Below are 17334 nucleotides of genomic sequence, written 5' to 3' on the forward strand. Positions count from 1 at the left end.
ATGAATTGCCCCTACCGTAAAATCAGCTATTGTTTGCGTCTGGAACAAAACAAGGCGGGGAAAGATTTGATGTTCAATCCCCAGACACAGGAAACGATGTAATTATCAAATTATTGCAATTGGTGAAGAGTGAGTAGAAATAGCGATCGCTAATATTCTCACAAAAATAACCCCTGTTATAGGGGTTATTTTTAGATAATACTGTTGATAAGTAAACTAAACTACAGCAGATGCAGATACTTGCTGCTTAAAGAAAGCTTGCAATACTCTCTCTGCTATTTGATGACTAGTTAAACCTAGTTCTGTCTTAGATTCATTGGGTTCAGCATGATCTACCAATACATCTGGTACACCAAATCGCTTGACAGGAACAAGAATATCTGCATCTAGTAAAGCCTCCGCGATCGCACTACCAAAGCCACCCATTACACAGCCTTCTTCTAAGGTGACAACACGGCCGATTTTCTTCGCTAAAGGTAAAATCAACTCGGTATCCAACGGCTTAACGAAACGGGCATTAATTACAGTTGCTTCAATGCCATGTTCGCTGAGAATTTCAGCAGCTTGCATTCCTGGATAGACCATTGTGCCATAAGCAACAATTAACACATCATCGCCTGTACGCAGAATCTCGCCTTTGCCGATTTCCAAAGGTTCCCAACCTTCTTCCATCAGGGGGACACCGTAGCCATTGCCACGAGGATAACGCATTGCGATGGGACCACTGGTATGGTTAACACCAGTTACTATCATGCTTTGCAGTTCTGCTTCGTCTTTGGGTGCCATTATTGCTATGTTGGGAATGCAACGCAGATAGGCAATGTCATACATACCTTGGTGAGTGGGACCATCAGCACCGACAATTCCTGCCCGATCCAAGCAGAAAAATACTGGCAGGTTTTGGATGCAGACATCGTGAACTATTTGGTCGTAGGCGCGTTGCAGGAAGGTAGAATAAATAACAGCTACAGGTCGCATCCCTTCAGTTGCAAGTCCTGCTGCTAGAGTAATCGCGTGTTGTTCCGCAATACCGACATCTATATATTGATGCGGCAGTTTTGCTTGAAGCTTATCTAAACCCGTCCCTGTTGCCATAGCCGCAGTAATGCCGACGATTTTGGGGTTTTGTTCGGCAAGTTTTACCAGAGTGTGAGAAAAGACTTTGGCATAAGCTGGGGGTTTGGGTTTATTAGAAGGAATGGCTTTGCCAGTTGCTACGTTGAAGGGGCTTTGGGCGTGGTAGCCAACTTGATCTAGTTCGGCAATTTCATAACCTTTGCCTTTCACTGTTGCCACGTGTACCAAGACTGGGCCTATTATCTGATGTGCTTGTTGGAAAGTGGCAATCAATTCTTCGAGATTATGCCCATCCACTGGCCCAATGTAGGTAAAGCCGAGTTCTTCAAAAACTGCACCTACCTTCGGAACAGCCAAGCGCTTCATACCTTCTTTGATGCGTCCGAGTTCGGGTGACAGGGATTCACCCACGAAGGGAATTTGCTTAAACTGTTCCTCAAGATTATCTTTAATAAATTGCACCGGTTGGCTGAGGCGCATTTTGTTGAGATAGCGGGGAATCGCGCCGACGTTGCGAGATATGGACATATCGTTGTCGTTGAGAACAACCAACAAGTTAGTTTTCGGCATGTGTCCGGCATGGTTGATCGCTTCTAAAGCCATACCCCCAGTCAGTGCGCCATCCCCAATCACAGCAACAGCTTTAAATTTTTCTCCTTTCAAGTCTCGCGCTAAAGCCATGCCCAATGCTGCTGAAATACTTGTAGAAGCGTGTCCAGCCCCAAAGTGATCAAACTTGTTTTCACCCCGTTTCAGATAGCCTGCAACTCCGTCCTTTTGTCTGAGGGTGTGGAAGCGATCGTAACGTCCTGTAAGCAGTTTGTGGGGATAAGCCTGGTGTCCTACATCCCAAATCACTTTATCCCGATCTAAATCCAGTGTTTGGTAAAGTCCTAGTGTTAATTCGACAACACCCAACCCTGGACCCAAGTGTCCACCATTAACTGCTACTGTTTGAAGATGCTTATCTCGAATCTGACGGGCAATCTGTTGCAGTTGGCGAACAGATAAACCGTGCAACTGATTAGGATGGGTGATTTCGCTCAGATGCATATTATAAGGTTTTCCTCTCTAACTTCGAGTCTCGGTATTTTGATTTTCCCACGGTCGGGTTGTCCACAGAATCAAACTCTTACATTGTTACTAAGTTGTAGTGGAAAGTATAACTTCTTAATTGTTAATGGCGAAAAGTTTGTTATACATTAACAATTCGTCAAATTAAATTGCAATCAGTTAATGTTATAACACATTTGGCTATAAGTAATGCTACTTAAAAATTGTTTTTAGTCCGTATAGAAAAACAATTTTTCTAAGAGTAATTTGCGGTAGTTCCCTAAGCAGATTACTCGATTTCGCCATCTTAAGTTAGTACAAAAGAAAGTCAAATATTTTATTTATAACTATATATCTAGCATAATTGCTGGCAAATATTTAACAATAGTTGCTTCTCTTGTGCGGTGACAACAGCTAATTTTATCAGCGATCGCAAGTTCCTATAGCTATGAAAATATGTATCTAAAGCTACTCGATTATGTTATCTAAATATCATATTTGGGTAATTAGTAGATTTTAACTATAATTCCCTGTAGTGAAGCAGAGCTAGCTGTGTTACCCTACCATAATGCTTAACTACCTGCAAATTGCTGTAATAATATTCACATAACCTCAGACTTTTCAAAATTATTCGTAAACAACAATATTTCCGACTTCTTAAAGAAGTCGGAAATTTAAAGCTTTCGATTTTTACAAATCCAATAGGATTGCTATATCTATATCTCTATTTACCAAAAGCATCTTTGATGCTATCAACAGTACGTTCAACAACATTCTTGGTGTTGTCTACTGCTTCTTTAGTCCGAGATGCATCTTCATTTGCTCTTTTCTGAATTGTAGCGGCATCTTTCTTGGCTTTGCGCTCAACAAAACTACCATTGTCTGTTGATTGATCAACTTTACTGGCATTGCTCTTGGCAGCGTCCTTAACTTTATCTGCCGTATCATCAATGAAATTTTTGGTTCGTCCAGCATCTCTACTGGCTTTATCTTGAGCGCGATCGCCTGCGTCTGATGATGCAATCAAGGTTGCTGCGGGATCAGCCATTGCTGAGGTGTTCGAGAAAAATGCACCTTGCCAAACGAAAGCGATTGCTAACATACAAAACAGCGTTGTCGCCATCCAGCGTTTTACGGTGGAAAGCTGTTTTGCAACATAATTGGATTTCATACAATACAATCTCATGTGATTTAGTATACTATTTCTACTTCATTTAGCTTATGAGTCATATCGATCCCTAGATAGAAGTTCTCGCATCAATAGTTATGAAAAGAATTCACTATTTTGATAGATTGAATTTTGAGTAAAGATTATTTCCTGGTAATTAAAGATCGAATTCAACAGTTTACAGTTTTTCTATATGGGCGATACTTACGGTGAGCTACGCTAACGCACCCAGAGGAAAGTTAGCGATCGCCCTTGAGTGAATCCACTTGCGATCGCTTCCAGCAGGCGGTTACGCCATCGCAACTGACTTTTTACGATTGGGGCCTTTGCGTTCTAATTTTTTCTTCAGTCCAGCATCTGATGAGTGCTACACCTACTACAAAGCCAATGCTGAGTTTCAATTAGAAATCCCTTGGAAAAGGGGTGCAGAAATCACAGAATTGAAGAAGAATTCAGAAGTCAGAATGGGCTTACCTCATATCTTGCACCAAGAAAACTTGATGTAATTTTATTACTCAGTAAAAAACTAAAAGGCTTGATTTAGCGTTGAAAACTCATAAAAACGAGGTAGTTTTATCGCGCATCTTTTTAGTTCACCTGGGTTCATACGTAGAGGTGCAAGATATAAGTTACGCCCCGCTGCGCTAACAGGAGTCAGAATCAAGACGCTCGTGACGCTCGTTCGCCCTTGGCGCTAGCCTCTCCCCTTCTCCCAAAGAGAGAGGCTAGCGCCAAGGGAGAAGACTCGCTTTCCGCGTCGCTATAAGTCGGGGATTCAGACCGATGCAGGAATTGTTGCACTACCCAATTTTCAATTTGGTGGTGGTGCAAAAACGCCGATTATTCAGACGCTCTCTACGAGACGCTAAAAGCGAACGCGGACTCGCTAACGCGGCGCTATCCGCTTTTTCGGTCAGAAAACATTGCTGTTAGCGGATAGCTAAGGTTTAGCCCATTCTGACTCCTGACTCCTGAATTCTGTTCGATAACATAATATACCTGCTACCTCGTCAACAACTTCCGGCGCAGATTATCCAACGCTGCATTCGCACTCACATGACGAATTAGAGTGCGTCCTCGCACAGTACCAAACTGATACTCAAAACTTGTCACTTCATCCTTTGGCCCAGCTAAACCAATGTAAACTAAACCCACTGGCTTCGTATCTGTCCCTCCGGTTGGGCCAGCAATTCCAGTAATACTCAGTCCCCAAGTTGTTGCAAGGCGGGTTTTGACTCCAACAGCCATTTGCTCTGCAACAGTAGCACTTACCGCCCCAAATTTATCTAAATCTTCCTGGTTAACCCCCAATAGCCTAACCTTCACCGAATTGTCATAAGAAATTACTCCACCCCAAAAGTAATCAGAACTCCCAGAAATCTCGGTCAACATTTGCCCTAAACCGCCGCCTGTACAAGATTCTGCCACTGAAAGCGTTTCTTTTGATGCCCGCAACAACTGACCGACTACGGAAGCCAGAGTATCATTATTAACGCCATAAAAATCCAGTCCGGCAATTTCTTTAAGTTGTTTTTCAATGGGCGCAATTAGGGCTTCTGAGGCTGCTTCTGAATTTGCTTTTGCAGAAACTCGCAATCTTACTTCCCCTTTACCTGCATAAGGGGCGACTGTGGGATTTGGCAACTTTAAATAGGAAGCAACCTTTTCCGCTAAAGCAGATTCACCAATACCCCAAAACTTTAAACTCCGACTGTAAATAATTTCTTTACCCCAACCTTGACTTTTGAGAAATGGCACAGCTGTTTCTTCCCACATCACGTGCATTTCACTGGGAACACCGGGAAAGGTAAAAATCGTGATTTCAGGACGAGGTTGCCAAATGATGCCGGGTGCTGTTCCAGTGGGGTTGGGTAGAATTTCTGCACCTTGGGGAATCAAAGCCTGCTTGCGGTTACTTGGTGACATAACCCGACCACGTTGGGCGAATTTCTGGGTTATGTCTTCGATGATGTCAGAACGTTCTACCAATGGAACTTTAAAAAAATCGGCGATGGTTTCGCAAGTTAGATCGTCTGGTGTGGGGCCAAGTCCACCAGTGAAAATGAGAATTTGCGCTCTGGAAATAGCAATTTCTATAACTTGCTTCAACCGTTCTGGATTATCTCCAACCACTGTTTGATAGTAGTGGGGAATACCTAATTGCGCTAATTGTTGCGCCAAAAATTGAGCATTGCCATTGAGGATATCTCCTAGCAATAGTTCAGTACCAACACAAATAATTTCTGCACTCATTAGAAGGAATAGTTAGGAGTTAGAAGTTAAAAGTTAGGAGTTAGAAGTTAGGAGTTAGGAGTTCAATATTTAAAACTCATCACTCCTAATTCTTAACTCCTAACTATCATGTCAGGCTAATGCTGGTACAGGAATTTCCAGGTGAGGATATAAGGGGAAGCGATCGCACAATGCTGCTACCCGTTGCCGACAATCTTGGGTTACTACGTCGGAATCTGGAGAAAGTAAGCGATCGCTAATAATATTGGCAATCTCAGTAAATTCTGCTACTCCTAAGCCCCGTGTGGTCATTGCTGGCGAACCTAACCTCAGACCGCTGGTAACAAATGGCGACTGCGGATCAAAGGGAATAGTATTCTTGTTCGCAGTAATATTCACAGTACTGACTAGCTGATCTGCCTGCTTACCAGTTAGACTTACAGAGCGTAAATCTACTAATATCAAATGATTGTCAGTGCCGTTAGATACTAACTTTAAACCACGGTTTTGGAGTTGTTCGGCCAAAGCACGAGCATTTTCAATCACTTGGGCAGAATAAGTTTTAAACTCAGGCTTGAGGGCTTCTCCAAAAGCTACTGCCTTACCAGCAATAACGTGTTCTAATGGCCCGCCTTGGCTGCCAGGAAAAACAGATTTATCTAGCTTTTTACCTAGTTCTGCGTCGCCGGTCAAGATTAAACCACCTCTAGGCCCGCGTAGAGTCTTATGGGTAGTTGTTGTTACTACGTGACAGTGAGGAATGGGATCGGGATGAAGACCAGTGGCAACTAAACCAGCAATGTGAGCAATATCGGCAAGTAAGTAAGCGCCGATTTCATCAGCAATACTACGGAACTTTTCAAAGTCAATTACACGGGGATAAGCCGAATAACCACAAATCAAGAGCTTAGGACGCTCCCTCAGCGCCAGCTCGCGAATTTGATCGTAGTCAAGTTGTTCTGTTTGTTGACTGACACCGTAATGACTAACTTGGAACCACTTACCTGAGAAATTTACAGGAGAACCGTGGGTAAGATGTCCCCCATGAGACAAATCCATCCCCATAATTTTGTCCCCTGGTTCCAACAGAGACAGGAACACAGCAAAATTGGCTTGTGCGCCAGAATGGGGTTGCACATTCGCATGAGCAGCACCAAATATCTGTTTAGCGCGATTGATCGCTAGTTGCTCGATTTTGTCGATAAACTCACAACCGCCATAGTAGCGTTTGCCAGGTAAACCCTCAGCATATTTATTTGTCAGTACCGAACCTTGAGCCGCCAGTACAGCAGCAGACGTAAAGTTTTCACTAGCAATCAACTCCAAGTGATCTCGTTGACGCTGTAGTTCGTCGTTGATTAACCCTGCGATCGCCGGATCGCTGGAAGAAAGAAAGTCTGAATTAGTCCTAGTCACTTGAATTATCCTTATGGAAATTTGTACAACGGCTGATTTTGGTTGGACGCAGCACCTAAATATACACTCAAGAGCAATGGCTTTTGACTGCTGTACAGAGGCGATTAATCGTCTCCGTACTCTGGAGGTAAATTTCTGCCAACTTATTTATTATTAGACCCAAGCTCGATTAATGCATTAATTATCATAACGTTGCTTTTTGAAATCCTCACCTTGCTGGGTGTTGTGAGGTCGTTAGACAGTATTCTTTATAAACCTATGTTAAATAATGCTTACTGCGTAGGCGTAGCCCGTCGGAGACATCGCTGCTTTGTGGAATCAACTTCAGAATGATTTGCGAACAACAAGAACCCCAACTTCTTTAATAAGTCGGGGTTCTGTGGGCTGCAATTCTCACAAATCAAAAAATCAAATAGGATTCATATAGCGATTTTGATAGTAAGCCAAAATCTGGTTAACTCGTTGCCGATTTTCTAAGCTAGAGTTTGGTGTCCACGAAAGGCTCAAGCCATCAATTTGACTTTGATTGTAATCAAACTGTTGGGATGACTGGGGAATTAAATCCACTTCCACCCCTTCGACTTGACGTAAATGAGCTGCTATTTCTCTATAAACAGCTAAAGGCAAACCAGCGAATTCAACTTTTTCCTTAGTCTCCATCTTTATGAAGCTCCCACATTAAAGGTATTTTGGAGGGGCGTTGTCACTGAAATAGCATTGCCGGTAGCAGATGCAGCTGACGACGTTGATTTGACAGTCCCTTCCCCTACCATTTTGGCAACTTCAATACCATATTGTTCCAAAATCACGATGGGGTTGTAGCCCTGATTCATTTCAATACGTTTAATCAGTACGCCATTTGCTAATCGCTGTCCCGCCTGTACATACCGACTTGTCGGCTCATCCGGTACTTTGATAATTGCTTGTGGTTCTTTACTAATTAGAACTACACCAGTCACAACCACTGCCCTTGCTAAATCAGGCTGTGCTGGTGGTGGCAATACAGAGACTAAAGTGGGGTTGGGGACAACTTGAGGCAAAACTTTAGGCAACACTGAAGTCAAGGTAGGATTGACTTTTTTAGGATTGACTTTTTTTGGTAGGGAAGAAAGGTTATTTTTCTTTGGATTTAAAGCGATGCTGCGTGTTGGTAGTTTTCGTACTGTTAGTGATGCAGTAGGTAGCTTAGGCAACACGGGAACTGGTCTTCCAGATGTTTTAGACATTCCCAGAACAGTCTGCCCGAAAAGTTGTGCAAAAGGATCGCTTCGAGCTTTTGATACCACAAGTTCCCGTCTCCGCTCTGTAGCATTAGTGGATTGAATCAAGCTAACAGATGCAAGATTAACTTGTGAGACCTGTTTAGCCGGTATCACTGGATTCTTAAAGGATTGAGCCGCTGGTGGCGACTTTTTTGCTATTTTGGGAATTGGCACAGGATTGATAGCTTGTTGTGTATCTTCAGAAGCACATCCGGCGATCGCCAAAGTTAGAATAGCTGCAATTGTAATTTTTGAAGTTATGCCCATGAGCCTTTCTCAAAAGCCATTGGAAAATTGAAAAGTGGAAATAAACAATGCCTATAATTTGGATTAAAGGCAAAGTATGTTCCCTTTATAACCTAATTTTTTACATTTTAAGGGTTATTTTTAGCACTGCATACCCAGTATAACTGCGGTCTGTTGTTTGTTTGCAGTCAATCTTCTGCCACACCCATAAGCTCTTTCATCAAATCCAGTCCTTTCTTGACTCTACGGGAAACCGTTACTACACTGATGCCCAGATGTTCTGCAACTTGTTTTTGGGTCAAATCTTGCAAAAACACACATTCCAACACATCGCGGGTGCGTTTTTCTAGCTGAACCAACGCTTGTTGTAAGCGAAGTTGATCTTCTTGTGCCAGTTGAAAGCTGCGATAGTGAGGATCTGGAACCAATTCTCCCAAGCAGGTAGAACCTTCTTCTCCATCTTGGATTGGTACATCAAGACTCAAGGGAGCGCGATTGACCCATGCTAATTTGATTTCTTGCCATTCGTTTGGAGAAATTTCCAGTGCTGCTGCTAATTCCGAGTCGGTTGGTTGACGATTGTGTTTTTCACGCCAAGAACGTGATACTCCTATTGCTTGCTGTTGGAGCGCTAACCATCTCCGAGGAATTCGCACGGTGACACCTTTATCTCGGAGATAATGTTGAATTTCACCCCGAATATAGGGAAGAGCGTAGGAACTGAAGGCATGTCCCTTGGAAATTTCAAATCTTTCAATAGCTCTGATTAAACCCAAACATCCAACTTGGAGCAAATCATCGTAGGTTTCATGACATTGATTTGTCCAATAGTGAGCTTCTTTTCTCACAAGTCCAAAATTGAGTTTTACCAGTTGATTGCGGGTATTTTCTGACGGAGATTGCTGATATTCTCGCAACAACTGCCAAATTTCGTGCTTTAGTTCATTGGTGACTGTGGTAGGCATAGCACCGGGTTTATTGAGCAAATAAAGAATCAATTATTCGCTTTTTAAATTAAGCTGCGATCGCACGATATCAAAGGAAATATTGCGTTATATTTCCTAGCAAATACTATGGTAGATAATAAAGACTTTCTATCAAAACTCCATAGGTTACTTGACAATCGAGCAAAATTTAAATGAGCGAAATCGCTATTTAGTTGGTTATTTATCTTTGGTATGACCTGTAGCTTTTTTAGAACCACATAGAAATAAAATATAAAATTAATCACTAAATATCAAACCGAGATTGTACTTAACTTGAATTAATTAATGATGAAGTTAATTTAGAAAACGAAACAACAGTAGTCGAGCTTTTGTTTGATAAGCAAAAGTTGGATTTACAGTAAAATTACGTGCTCATTCAACTGAGATTTATCCAATAGTTAAAAACTACTAATAATTTAGAAAAATATTATGTATATTTACGCAAACCAATAAAAAAAGGGCATCTCACCCTTTTTTGTACTTAAGTCTATAGTGTTTTAATGAAAGGAAAAAGGTTAAGGGGATGAATCAAGTGACCCATAAGACTGAGGGATAAAAATTTTTCCAATTGCCAGGGCTATTTTGCCCATAATTTTACTCAGATTTAACTTTATCCCCATTTTTGTAAGAAATCTATCTACCCTCTTTTTTAAAGAGGGTGGATAGTTTAACTTTTGCGATCAAGTCTGATACTTACAGAATTGTCGTTTTGAGTGCCAGTCAGTTGCCTTACATTCGAGGATTTAACCACGAGTCGATTCAACCCGTCCATAAAATAGACCACGAATCTTGACTTCTTTAGGTTCGCCAGCACCTAAATCTGTATCAGATGGCTGTTCGCTCTCGAAAGTGCCAGCAATTTCACCGCTAGAACTGTCTATTTTAGCGATTTGCAGAGAAATCTTGCCATTGAGATTTTCAGCACGCTTGACGTTAGTGCGGGTAAGTTCTTCATCATCTGCTTGGGCGGGGAGAGCTACGGCATTATCGTAGCCACTGACTACACCACGACCTTTGGGATCTAGGAAGGCAGCACCACGATAGGAAGGAACTTTAAAGCTGCCTTCAAAGTCCGTAGAGGTGTTAATACTAGTCAAGCTGGGTTGGCTTTGAGCAACCAAATTTTTGATGGTGAAGAGGAAAGGTACTCGTTCACCACCAGGAAGTTGCACAGTGATGGCTTGGAAGTCAAGACCATCAGTTTCCGTAAAAGTCAGGCTATTATCTGCGTTGACTTTCAGATTACCTTGCACCTGGTCAATAGTGGAAGTGTATCTGGTCAACAATTTGCCAGCAACAAATTCTGCTTCTTGCCGTTTATTAGCAGGTTCTTCTTTAATGAAGAAGCTAGTTGGTTCCAAGCAAAGTTCTTTGATGGTATAAGACTGGCTAGAATCAATGGGAAAGGAACCACGGCTTGTTTCTGCTAGTTGGGGGCATTTGTTAGCCAAGCCAGTGCCGCGAATTTGATCGTAAGTCAGTACATCTCTACCACTACTGCTAGCAGGAGCATCACTACAAGCGGTTATTAGCCCCAGGCACAAAGCCAAGAATGCAACAATTAAAGCGCGATACCTCATGGTCAACCTCAATCTCAAAAATTAATATCTAAGTTGTAAAACTGCATCGAAGCTTTTATCTCTAATGAGAAGCCGCTACTCTGCGAAAAGCTACCTTTGTTCAAACACGGCTTTGCTCTGATTAAGAGAGTTGAAGCAAGTGTTCGGGTGTCTAGTTATCAGACGCTGCTCAAACTTTTCTCTGCTAAACGTAGTTAAACGTGTCGCTATCTTGAGCTTGGGGTGTAGACCCCAGACTAAGTAGCACAGTGCATCCATTTTGGATGTGTGTCACTAGGGGAGCAAAAAACCAGCAGTTTTACTGTTGGTGGCATTTGTTTAGAGTTGGGCGAGTGTATGAGTAAGCCTCACACAGAGAAGCATAAATGCTTGTGCCTTGAAAAATGCGAACAGTGGTGTCTGCTTCGCACTTTGCTTTTGCTGATCGCAAAAGCGGCGTCGCCCAAGTCTTTTTGTATCATGTATGTGACGCCACTACATACAGCCCATTGTTAGATGGGTAAATCAGCCAGATCATACGATTTTTTTTAACTCAAAATCAAAGTTCTCAAAATCCAAGAAAGTCTCGTCCCGATCGCATCTAGCTTCTGTAGAGCCTATGCTAAAGGTTACTACGCTCTTTTTGGAGCGATCGCAATTGCTTTTGATAAAGATACAAATCTAGTTATATTCACCCCTGACTAGGGCAAGTCAGGAGATGGGATAACAGGGAGACAACTGACAAACTAGGGAAAATTAAAAATCTCCGGTAAATTTGAGTTGACCTCATTTATACGGAAAAGGTGGCATGAACGATCACAAAAATATTGAATCAGAGAAGTTGTCTGGTAAACTGCAAGCGATCGCAACTGTAGTGTATGATGCCGCTACAGCTTGTGAAGGCGATACTGTTGCTCTTTTGGCTTTGCTGAGGCAATTAGAGCAGTTACACCGAGAGATCCGGGATGGGGTTTTTCAAGAGAGTTTGCCTGTTAACCGCCGCCAACTTTACTCACTGCTGAAAGATATTGAGTCTGAGGGAGGCTGGCCCTATATTGAGCGGATGAGGTTACAAGCCTTTTTAGCGAATTTGCCACAAGAGGCTCCCGAAGAAAATAGCCATGAAGTGTTGGAGAGCGATCGCTCCTTTGACTGATTAGCTCGAAATTTATTTCTAGCTCTGAATTAATAACTCCGATCGCCTCATCAACCGCTAAACCAAGAGCGGTTGCTCATTGAGGCTTCAACCTAATTTATAATTCGTAATTAAAAAGGGTTTGTACGGGTTATCCCATCACAAAGAAGGCGATCGCGCTCTTCAAGATTGTGGTTGTGCTTAAGGTAATCACCTAGCCAATCGCAACCACGAACAAGCAGATCGTCAAGATGTAAATTCCACAGAATTATCGTGTTGTCAGCACTAGCTGATGCTAGTGTTTGACCATCTGGGCTAAAACTGACACTTAATACCGGAGCGCGATGCCCATTGAGACTTTTAATTAATTTGCCATCACGGCTCCAGAGTTTCACTGTACTGTCCCAACTAGCGGCGGCGAGTAATTCACCATTGGGGCTGAAAGTCACGGCATTGACGCTATCACTGTACCCCTTTAATAAAGTTTTTAACAACGTCCCATCCCGTCGCCACAGTTTCACGGTGTTATCCCAGCTAGCAGAAGCCAGCAACTCGTCAGTGGGACTAAAGCTGACACCCAATACCCAGCTATCATGAGGTGAGAAAGTTTTGAGCAAAGTACCATCCCGCCGCCAAAGTTTCACAGTTTGATCGTCACTGGCAGAGGCTAAAACCTGACCATCAGGGCTAAAATTGACACTATTTACCCAACCCTGATGTCCCACTAAGGTTTTGAGCAACTTGCCCTCACGGTTCCAAAGTTTCACTGTTTTATCTTTGCTAGCTGATGCTAAGAACTGACCATCAGGGCTGAAATTGACGCTCATGACACTATCGCTATGTCCGTGGAGAGTCATGATTAAAGTACCGTCAAGCCGCCAAAGTTTCACAGTTTTGTCATAACTTCCTGAAGCCAGCATTTCACCTTTTGGGTCAAAACTGACACTAGGAACTTTATTTGTGTGTCCCACCAAAGTTTTGTAAAGTCGAGTTTTGACCTCGCCACTGCTGGTGTATCGTTGCCAAAGTTTGACAGTGCGATCGCTACTACCAGAAGCTAGCATCTGACCGTCGGGACTCCAAGCAACGCTCAAAACTCGATCTCGATGCCCTTGAAGCATAGACGGTCTTGGAGCATCTAAACTCCATAGTTTCACACTTTTGTCGAAACTTCCTGAAGCTAACAATTTGTTTTTTGGACTAAAAGCGATGCTAACGACAGCATCACTGTGTCCTTTGAAGGTTTTGAGTAAATTACCAGTGATACTCCAAAGATTTATGGTATTGTCTTCGCCTGCGGAAGCTAACTTTTTACTATCCGAACTAAAGCTCAAGCTCCACACCGTACCGTTATGCTGCCGTAAAGTTTTGTAAGGAAAAAAGTCAAAACCGTCTTTAGTGTTGCTACTCTCCCGCCGCCAAAGTTTCACTGTCTTATCTCGACCGGCTGATGCCAGGAATTTACTGTCTGGGCTGAAAATAGACACAATCACGCCTTGCTTATGTCCCTGCAAAGTTGTTACGAGGCTACCGTCCCGCCGCCAGATTTTCACTGTTTTGTCGTCGCTAGCTGAGGCGATGAATTGACCATCAGGACTGAAGTTTACCCAGTTAACCCACCCTTGATGTCCTCTCAGTATTTTTACTAAGCTACCGTCTTTGCGCCAGAGTTTAATAGTTTTATCCTTACTGCCAGTAACTAATAACTCGCCATCAGGACTAAAATCGACGCTATAAACCCAATCTTCATGTCCTCTCAGGGTTTTATATGGTTTGGGGTCAAATTCACCTGTAACCGAGTTTTTGCGCCAGATTCTCACTGTTTTGTCGAGGCTAGCGGAGGCTAGGGTTTGACCATCAGGGCTAAAACTTATACAACTAACAGCATCAGTGTGACCTTTGAGGGTTTGGAGTAAAGTACCGTCAGGATGCCAAAGTTTCACTGTCTGATCTCGGCTACCTGATGCTATCAACTGACCATCTGGGCTGAAAGCCACTCCCCAGACGATATCAGTGTGCCCTTCCAGGCGGTTAACCTCAGTTACCCCATAAACTGCTTGTTGCAAGGCTGTTACCACGCGCATTCGGGTATCTGGCTGAACTCCATCTGCTTGTTTAAGTCCTCTCCAAGCCCGCAAACTTTCTAAAAGGGCATCAAATTCTTTATTAGATGCAAACAGAGCTTCACTAGCAGCAGTGATCGCACTAATTCGCAAGTTGGTTTCACTACGCTCAGCTCGTAGAGTTTGGCGGACTGCTGCTCTTTTTTGTAAGTCGGCTTGCCACCATAATGATGCTATTGTTCCCCCCATAATTGCTAGGATTGCACCTGCTATCCGCGCTTCCCGCAGTCGTCGTTGCAATACCGAATTGAGTTGCTTTTGACTAAGTTGTTGGGCTGCTTCGGCTCTAGTTTTTTCAAGTTTGATTTTTTCTAATTCGGCGAGCATACCATAGTTGTTCTTTTGGCGAATTGGTTCAACTAAATAATCGTGAACCAACTGGTAGCGATCGCCTAACTCTTCTCTAACTCGCAATACCAAGCCTGAACCCACCAATATTTCTAAAATCAGTTCTCCAACTTTGTCAAAGCTTGATATCGTGTCTATATCATAATTATTAACTAATGCAGCCGCTAAATCAGCTTTAGTTTTTAAAGGTCGCGTCCCTTTTTCATCTGTTAACTCAAATAATAATTTCCAACTTAACTCTTCGTTCTCTTGACCGCAGTCTTTGATAACTTCCCCCAGCCAGCGTTCCACCAATTTTGCCGAGCCACCACAAAGCTTATATTCTGCAAGTGTCGTAATGTTTTCTATTTGTAGTTGCGCACCGACTATTTGTAATTCAATTGGATGTACTTCGTCTAGTTCTCCTGTCAAATCCTGAACTAATCGGTTAATTAATTCCTCACTTAGTTCATAATGTGAACGTTGAGTAAGACTGTGAATTATGGCTTTGGCATCTCGGCTAGAAAATTTTCCTAAATAGTAACGAATATCTTTATCAAGAATATTTTTATTAATTACTCCTAAATCATATAAGCCAGTACTATTTTTTTGACTCAAACGTTCAAACTCTAATAAATGATGTAAGTAATCTTCTCGTAATGAAAGAATAATTTTTACATAAGAAATATTTAAACATTCACTAAAAAATTTATAAAATTCTATTCTTTGTGTAGGAGGATTACTAACAAAGAAAAATTCTTCAAACTGGTCTAATATAATAACTATTGTATAATTGCGTTCAGATGCTAGCCGAATTCTTTCTAATATTATGGTGGGTGTAGAGTCAATATTAACCGATATTCCTGTGTATGCTAGTGCTTGGTTGATACTGTTGCTCAAGATTGTTATCCAATCAGTATAAACAGACAAAACAATCGGTATAGGAATGCGTTCACCGATAACTTTTCCCTTGAGTGCTGGGACTAAACCAGCTTTAAGAATTGAACTTTTACCTACACCTGATGGCCCATAAATAACTGTGAGTTTGTAGTCAGCGCGGGCAATTCTTTCAATTAAACGATTGACATCTTGTTGCCGTCCAGAAGCAGATATTTCTTGAGCAATTTCTTCAGGAATAAACGGTATTTTGTGAGGTTCTAGTACTGGGTTAATTCTAGGGCGTTGTGGCTGTAATTGACTTGCCCCGATAAAGGCACGAAAGCCATACTGATGTTCTATTTTAATTTTTTCTTGCTTCAGCTTAAAAGCTTCTGTATAGTTATGACACTCAAAAAAGTAAAGCGATCGCAGTTCCTCTAAAATCTCTAAGTACAGTAATGGCTGATGTTGTAGCTCACAAACTACCCTCGCCCATTCCAAGTTATTGATAGCTTCCTCGCACTCACCCAAATGCCGTTGTGTGCGTGCTAGCAAGAGAAGATACCAACTTTCTTGTCGTCGTCTTCGCAAAGCGTCTCGCAGAGAAACTTGTGTTACTTCTTCGGAGATAGAAAGCGCTGTATTTGCTAATTCATGAGCCAGTACCCAATTCGATTCTGAAGCCGCCACATTTGCCAAAAAACCATAATTTTGAGCAACTTGTGCGGGAGTTCCATAGGTTTTATGTAGGTGTAATGACTTTTGAGCTAATTCTTTTAATTCATCCCAGGCTTGTAAGCGTTGCAGCATTTCACAAGCAGGCAAAATAAATTTAGCAACTAAGTCTTCTCTTTGTACCTCTTCCAATAGCTCCAAACATTGTTTAAACCACGACAGAGCATGTTCGCAATAGCTACTAGTATTCTGGTATAAGTCTGCCATTCGGTGATAACAAAGCCCCAGGTGGAATAGTACTATTGCTTGCTTGAGTAAAGATGAGGGTGACATAGGTTGAGGACATGAGAGAGGCAAAGAAGAATTACTCTCCCACTCTGCTACTCTCCTTGCTTCTTGCTGCCATAATGCTAGGCTTCTTTGATAATTTGCTAAAGCACCATTAATTTGATCGTTGGCGTATTTATCTCGCCCCAACACAAATTCTAAACTAGCTTCTAATCCTGGTGTTAATTTAACGCCATACAGGCGTAGTAAATCATTACGGGCTGATTCTATTTCGTGGCGGTGTTGTGACTTAGGATCTAAATCTAGGAAGGCGTTAGATAAAAACGTTTCAGCACCTGCTTCTAAAACTTTGTCAAATAGAGATTCTTCCTCTTGAGAGATCAAAGCAATTAAATCTGCTTTGGTCATTTCAAATTTAATAGTGGTTGCAGCCCAGCTTTTGAAATCAGGCGCTAATCTTGAAAGCAATGATGCTACTTCATCTTGTAGCCACAACACCACTGGAAATGGAAAAGTAGCAGCATAGATATCTCGTGCTTGGTTGATACCTGTAAGTAAGTTTTCTAGGTCGGTAGTTGACTCAATACCGAAAATCATTACAGCAGACGGTAAAGAGTCTGTAAGGACGGCAGGATTATCTAAAGATAGTTCTGAGATTATTGTGCTATGTAAAGAAGCAGTTGATGGATTGAGAACGATTTCTCTGATATTAATTTCTTTAGCGATCGAGCGAATATTTTCTAACATTTGCTCGCGTAATCGCCCATAGTTGCATCGAACTAAAATCAGAGCAAATTGACCTTCTGAAAGTGCGATCGCTCTAATCAATCTTTGCAAAGTATGTTGATTTTCTTTGGTGTAGACGCGTAGCTGTTTGTCATTAGTCATTGGATATGGGGCTAGACATT

At 42.1% G+C, this 17334-nt stretch carries 11 protein-coding genes; 2 read left to right on the plus strand and 9 right to left on the minus strand.

Going from position 1 to position 17334, the window contains the following annotated elements; genetic code table 11:
- Positions 1 to 216: 216 nt before the first annotated feature.
- Positions 217 to 2130 carry a 1-deoxy-D-xylulose-5-phosphate synthase gene (dxs, locus tag CDG76_RS16360; protein ID WP_094350052.1) on the minus strand — a complete coding sequence of 638 codons (1914 nt, stop codon included), beginning with the start codon at positions 2128 to 2130 and terminating at the stop codon, positions 217 to 219.
- A 724-nt stretch (positions 2131 to 2854) separates the two neighbouring features.
- The gene (locus CDG76_RS16365) at positions 2855 to 3301 is read right to left on the minus strand and encodes a hypothetical protein (protein WP_094350053.1); all 447 of its coding nucleotides are present in this window, start codon (positions 3299 to 3301) and stop codon (positions 2855 to 2857) included.
- A 263-nt stretch (positions 3302 to 3564) separates the two neighbouring features.
- On the opposite strand from CDG76_RS16365, the gene CDG76_RS16370 reads away from it, so the two are divergent.
- Positions 3565 to 3804: a hypothetical protein gene (locus CDG76_RS16370; RefSeq protein ID WP_094350054.1), complete on the plus strand. Its 240-nt coding sequence runs from the start codon at positions 3565 to 3567 to the stop codon at positions 3802 to 3804.
- A gap of 496 nt (positions 3805 to 4300) precedes the next feature.
- On the opposite strand, the gene CDG76_RS16375 is transcribed toward CDG76_RS16370, so the two are convergent.
- The 6 genes from CDG76_RS16375 to CDG76_RS16400 form a co-directional block, all read right to left on the minus strand.
- A complete protein-coding gene (locus CDG76_RS16375; RefSeq protein WP_094350055.1) occupies positions 4301 to 5551 on the minus strand; it encodes a competence/damage-inducible protein A in 1251 nt (416 codons plus the stop codon).
- Between the two features lie 111 nt (positions 5552 to 5662).
- Positions 5663 to 6946, minus strand: coding sequence for a serine hydroxymethyltransferase (gene glyA / locus CDG76_RS16380; protein WP_094350056.1), 1284 nt, complete (start codon positions 6944 to 6946; stop codon positions 5663 to 5665).
- Positions 6947 to 7354: 408 nt separating this feature from the next.
- Complete coding sequence (locus CDG76_RS16385; RefSeq protein ID WP_094350057.1) at positions 7355 to 7606, minus strand: hypothetical protein; 252 nt, start codon at positions 7604 to 7606, stop codon at positions 7355 to 7357.
- Between the two features lie 2 nt (positions 7607 to 7608).
- Positions 7609 to 8475, minus strand: a complete 867-nt coding sequence (locus CDG76_RS16390) for a hypothetical protein (RefSeq protein ID WP_094350058.1) — start codon at positions 8473 to 8475, stop codon at positions 7609 to 7611.
- Positions 8476 to 8642: 167 nt separating this feature from the next.
- A complete protein-coding gene (locus CDG76_RS16395; RefSeq protein WP_094350059.1) occupies positions 8643 to 9419 on the minus strand; it encodes an RNA polymerase sigma factor SigF in 777 nt (258 codons plus the stop codon).
- A gap of 764 nt (positions 9420 to 10183) precedes the next feature.
- Positions 10184 to 11020: a photosystem II manganese-stabilizing polypeptide gene (locus CDG76_RS16400; protein ID WP_094350060.1), complete on the minus strand. Its 837-nt coding sequence runs from the start codon at positions 11018 to 11020 to the stop codon at positions 10184 to 10186.
- A 787-nt stretch (positions 11021 to 11807) separates the two neighbouring features.
- Between CDG76_RS16400 and CDG76_RS16405 the strand changes: the two genes are divergently transcribed.
- On the plus strand, positions 11808 to 12155 hold the full coding sequence (locus tag CDG76_RS16405; RefSeq protein WP_094350061.1) for a hypothetical protein: 348 nt from the start codon (positions 11808 to 11810) through the stop codon (positions 12153 to 12155).
- Positions 12156 to 12265: 110 nt separating this feature from the next.
- Here the strand turns inward: CDG76_RS16405 and CDG76_RS16410 are convergent, their stop codons facing one another.
- On the minus strand, positions 12266 to 17314 hold the full coding sequence (locus tag CDG76_RS16410) for an nSTAND1 domain-containing NTPase (RefSeq protein ID WP_094350062.1): 5049 nt from the start codon (positions 17312 to 17314) through the stop codon (positions 12266 to 12268).
- Positions 17315 to 17334: the final 20 nt, after the last annotated feature.

Origin of the sequence: Nostoc sp. 'Peltigera membranacea cyanobiont' 210A (genome assembly GCF_002246015.1) — a bacterium.
Lineage (GTDB): Bacteria > Cyanobacteriota > Cyanobacteriia > Cyanobacteriales > Nostocaceae > Nostoc.

What these genes read in the sequence shown, in the direction of transcription:
- CDG76_RS16395 (WP_094350059.1), bottom strand. Translation starts at nt 9,419, where the DNA reads ATGCCTACCACAGTCACCAATGAACTAAAGCACGAAATTTGGCAGTTG.
- CDG76_RS16385 (WP_094350057.1), bottom strand. Translation starts at nt 7,606, where the DNA reads ATGGAGACTAAGGAAAAAGTTGAATTCGCTGGTTTGCCTTTAGCTGTT.
- dxs (WP_094350052.1), bottom strand. Translation starts at nt 2,130, where the DNA reads ATGCATCTGAGCGAAATCACCCATCCTAATCAGTTGCACGGTTTATCT.
- CDG76_RS16405 (WP_094350061.1), top strand. Translation starts at nt 11,808, where the DNA reads ATGAACGATCACAAAAATATTGAATCAGAGAAGTTGTCTGGTAAACTG.
- CDG76_RS16365 (WP_094350053.1), bottom strand. Translation starts at nt 3,301, where the DNA reads ATGAAATCCAATTATGTTGCAAAACAGCTTTCCACCGTAAAACGCTGG.
- CDG76_RS16410 (WP_094350062.1), bottom strand. Translation starts at nt 17,314, where the DNA reads ATGACTAATGACAAACAGCTACGCGTCTACACCAAAGAAAATCAACAT.
- CDG76_RS16375 (WP_094350055.1), bottom strand. Translation starts at nt 5,551, where the DNA reads ATGAGTGCAGAAATTATTTGTGTTGGTACTGAACTATTGCTAGGAGAT.
- CDG76_RS16400 (WP_094350060.1), bottom strand. Translation starts at nt 11,020, where the DNA reads ATGAGGTATCGCGCTTTAATTGTTGCATTCTTGGCTTTGTGCCTGGGG.
- CDG76_RS16390 (WP_094350058.1), bottom strand. Translation starts at nt 8,475, where the DNA reads ATGGGCATAACTTCAAAAATTACAATTGCAGCTATTCTAACTTTGGCG.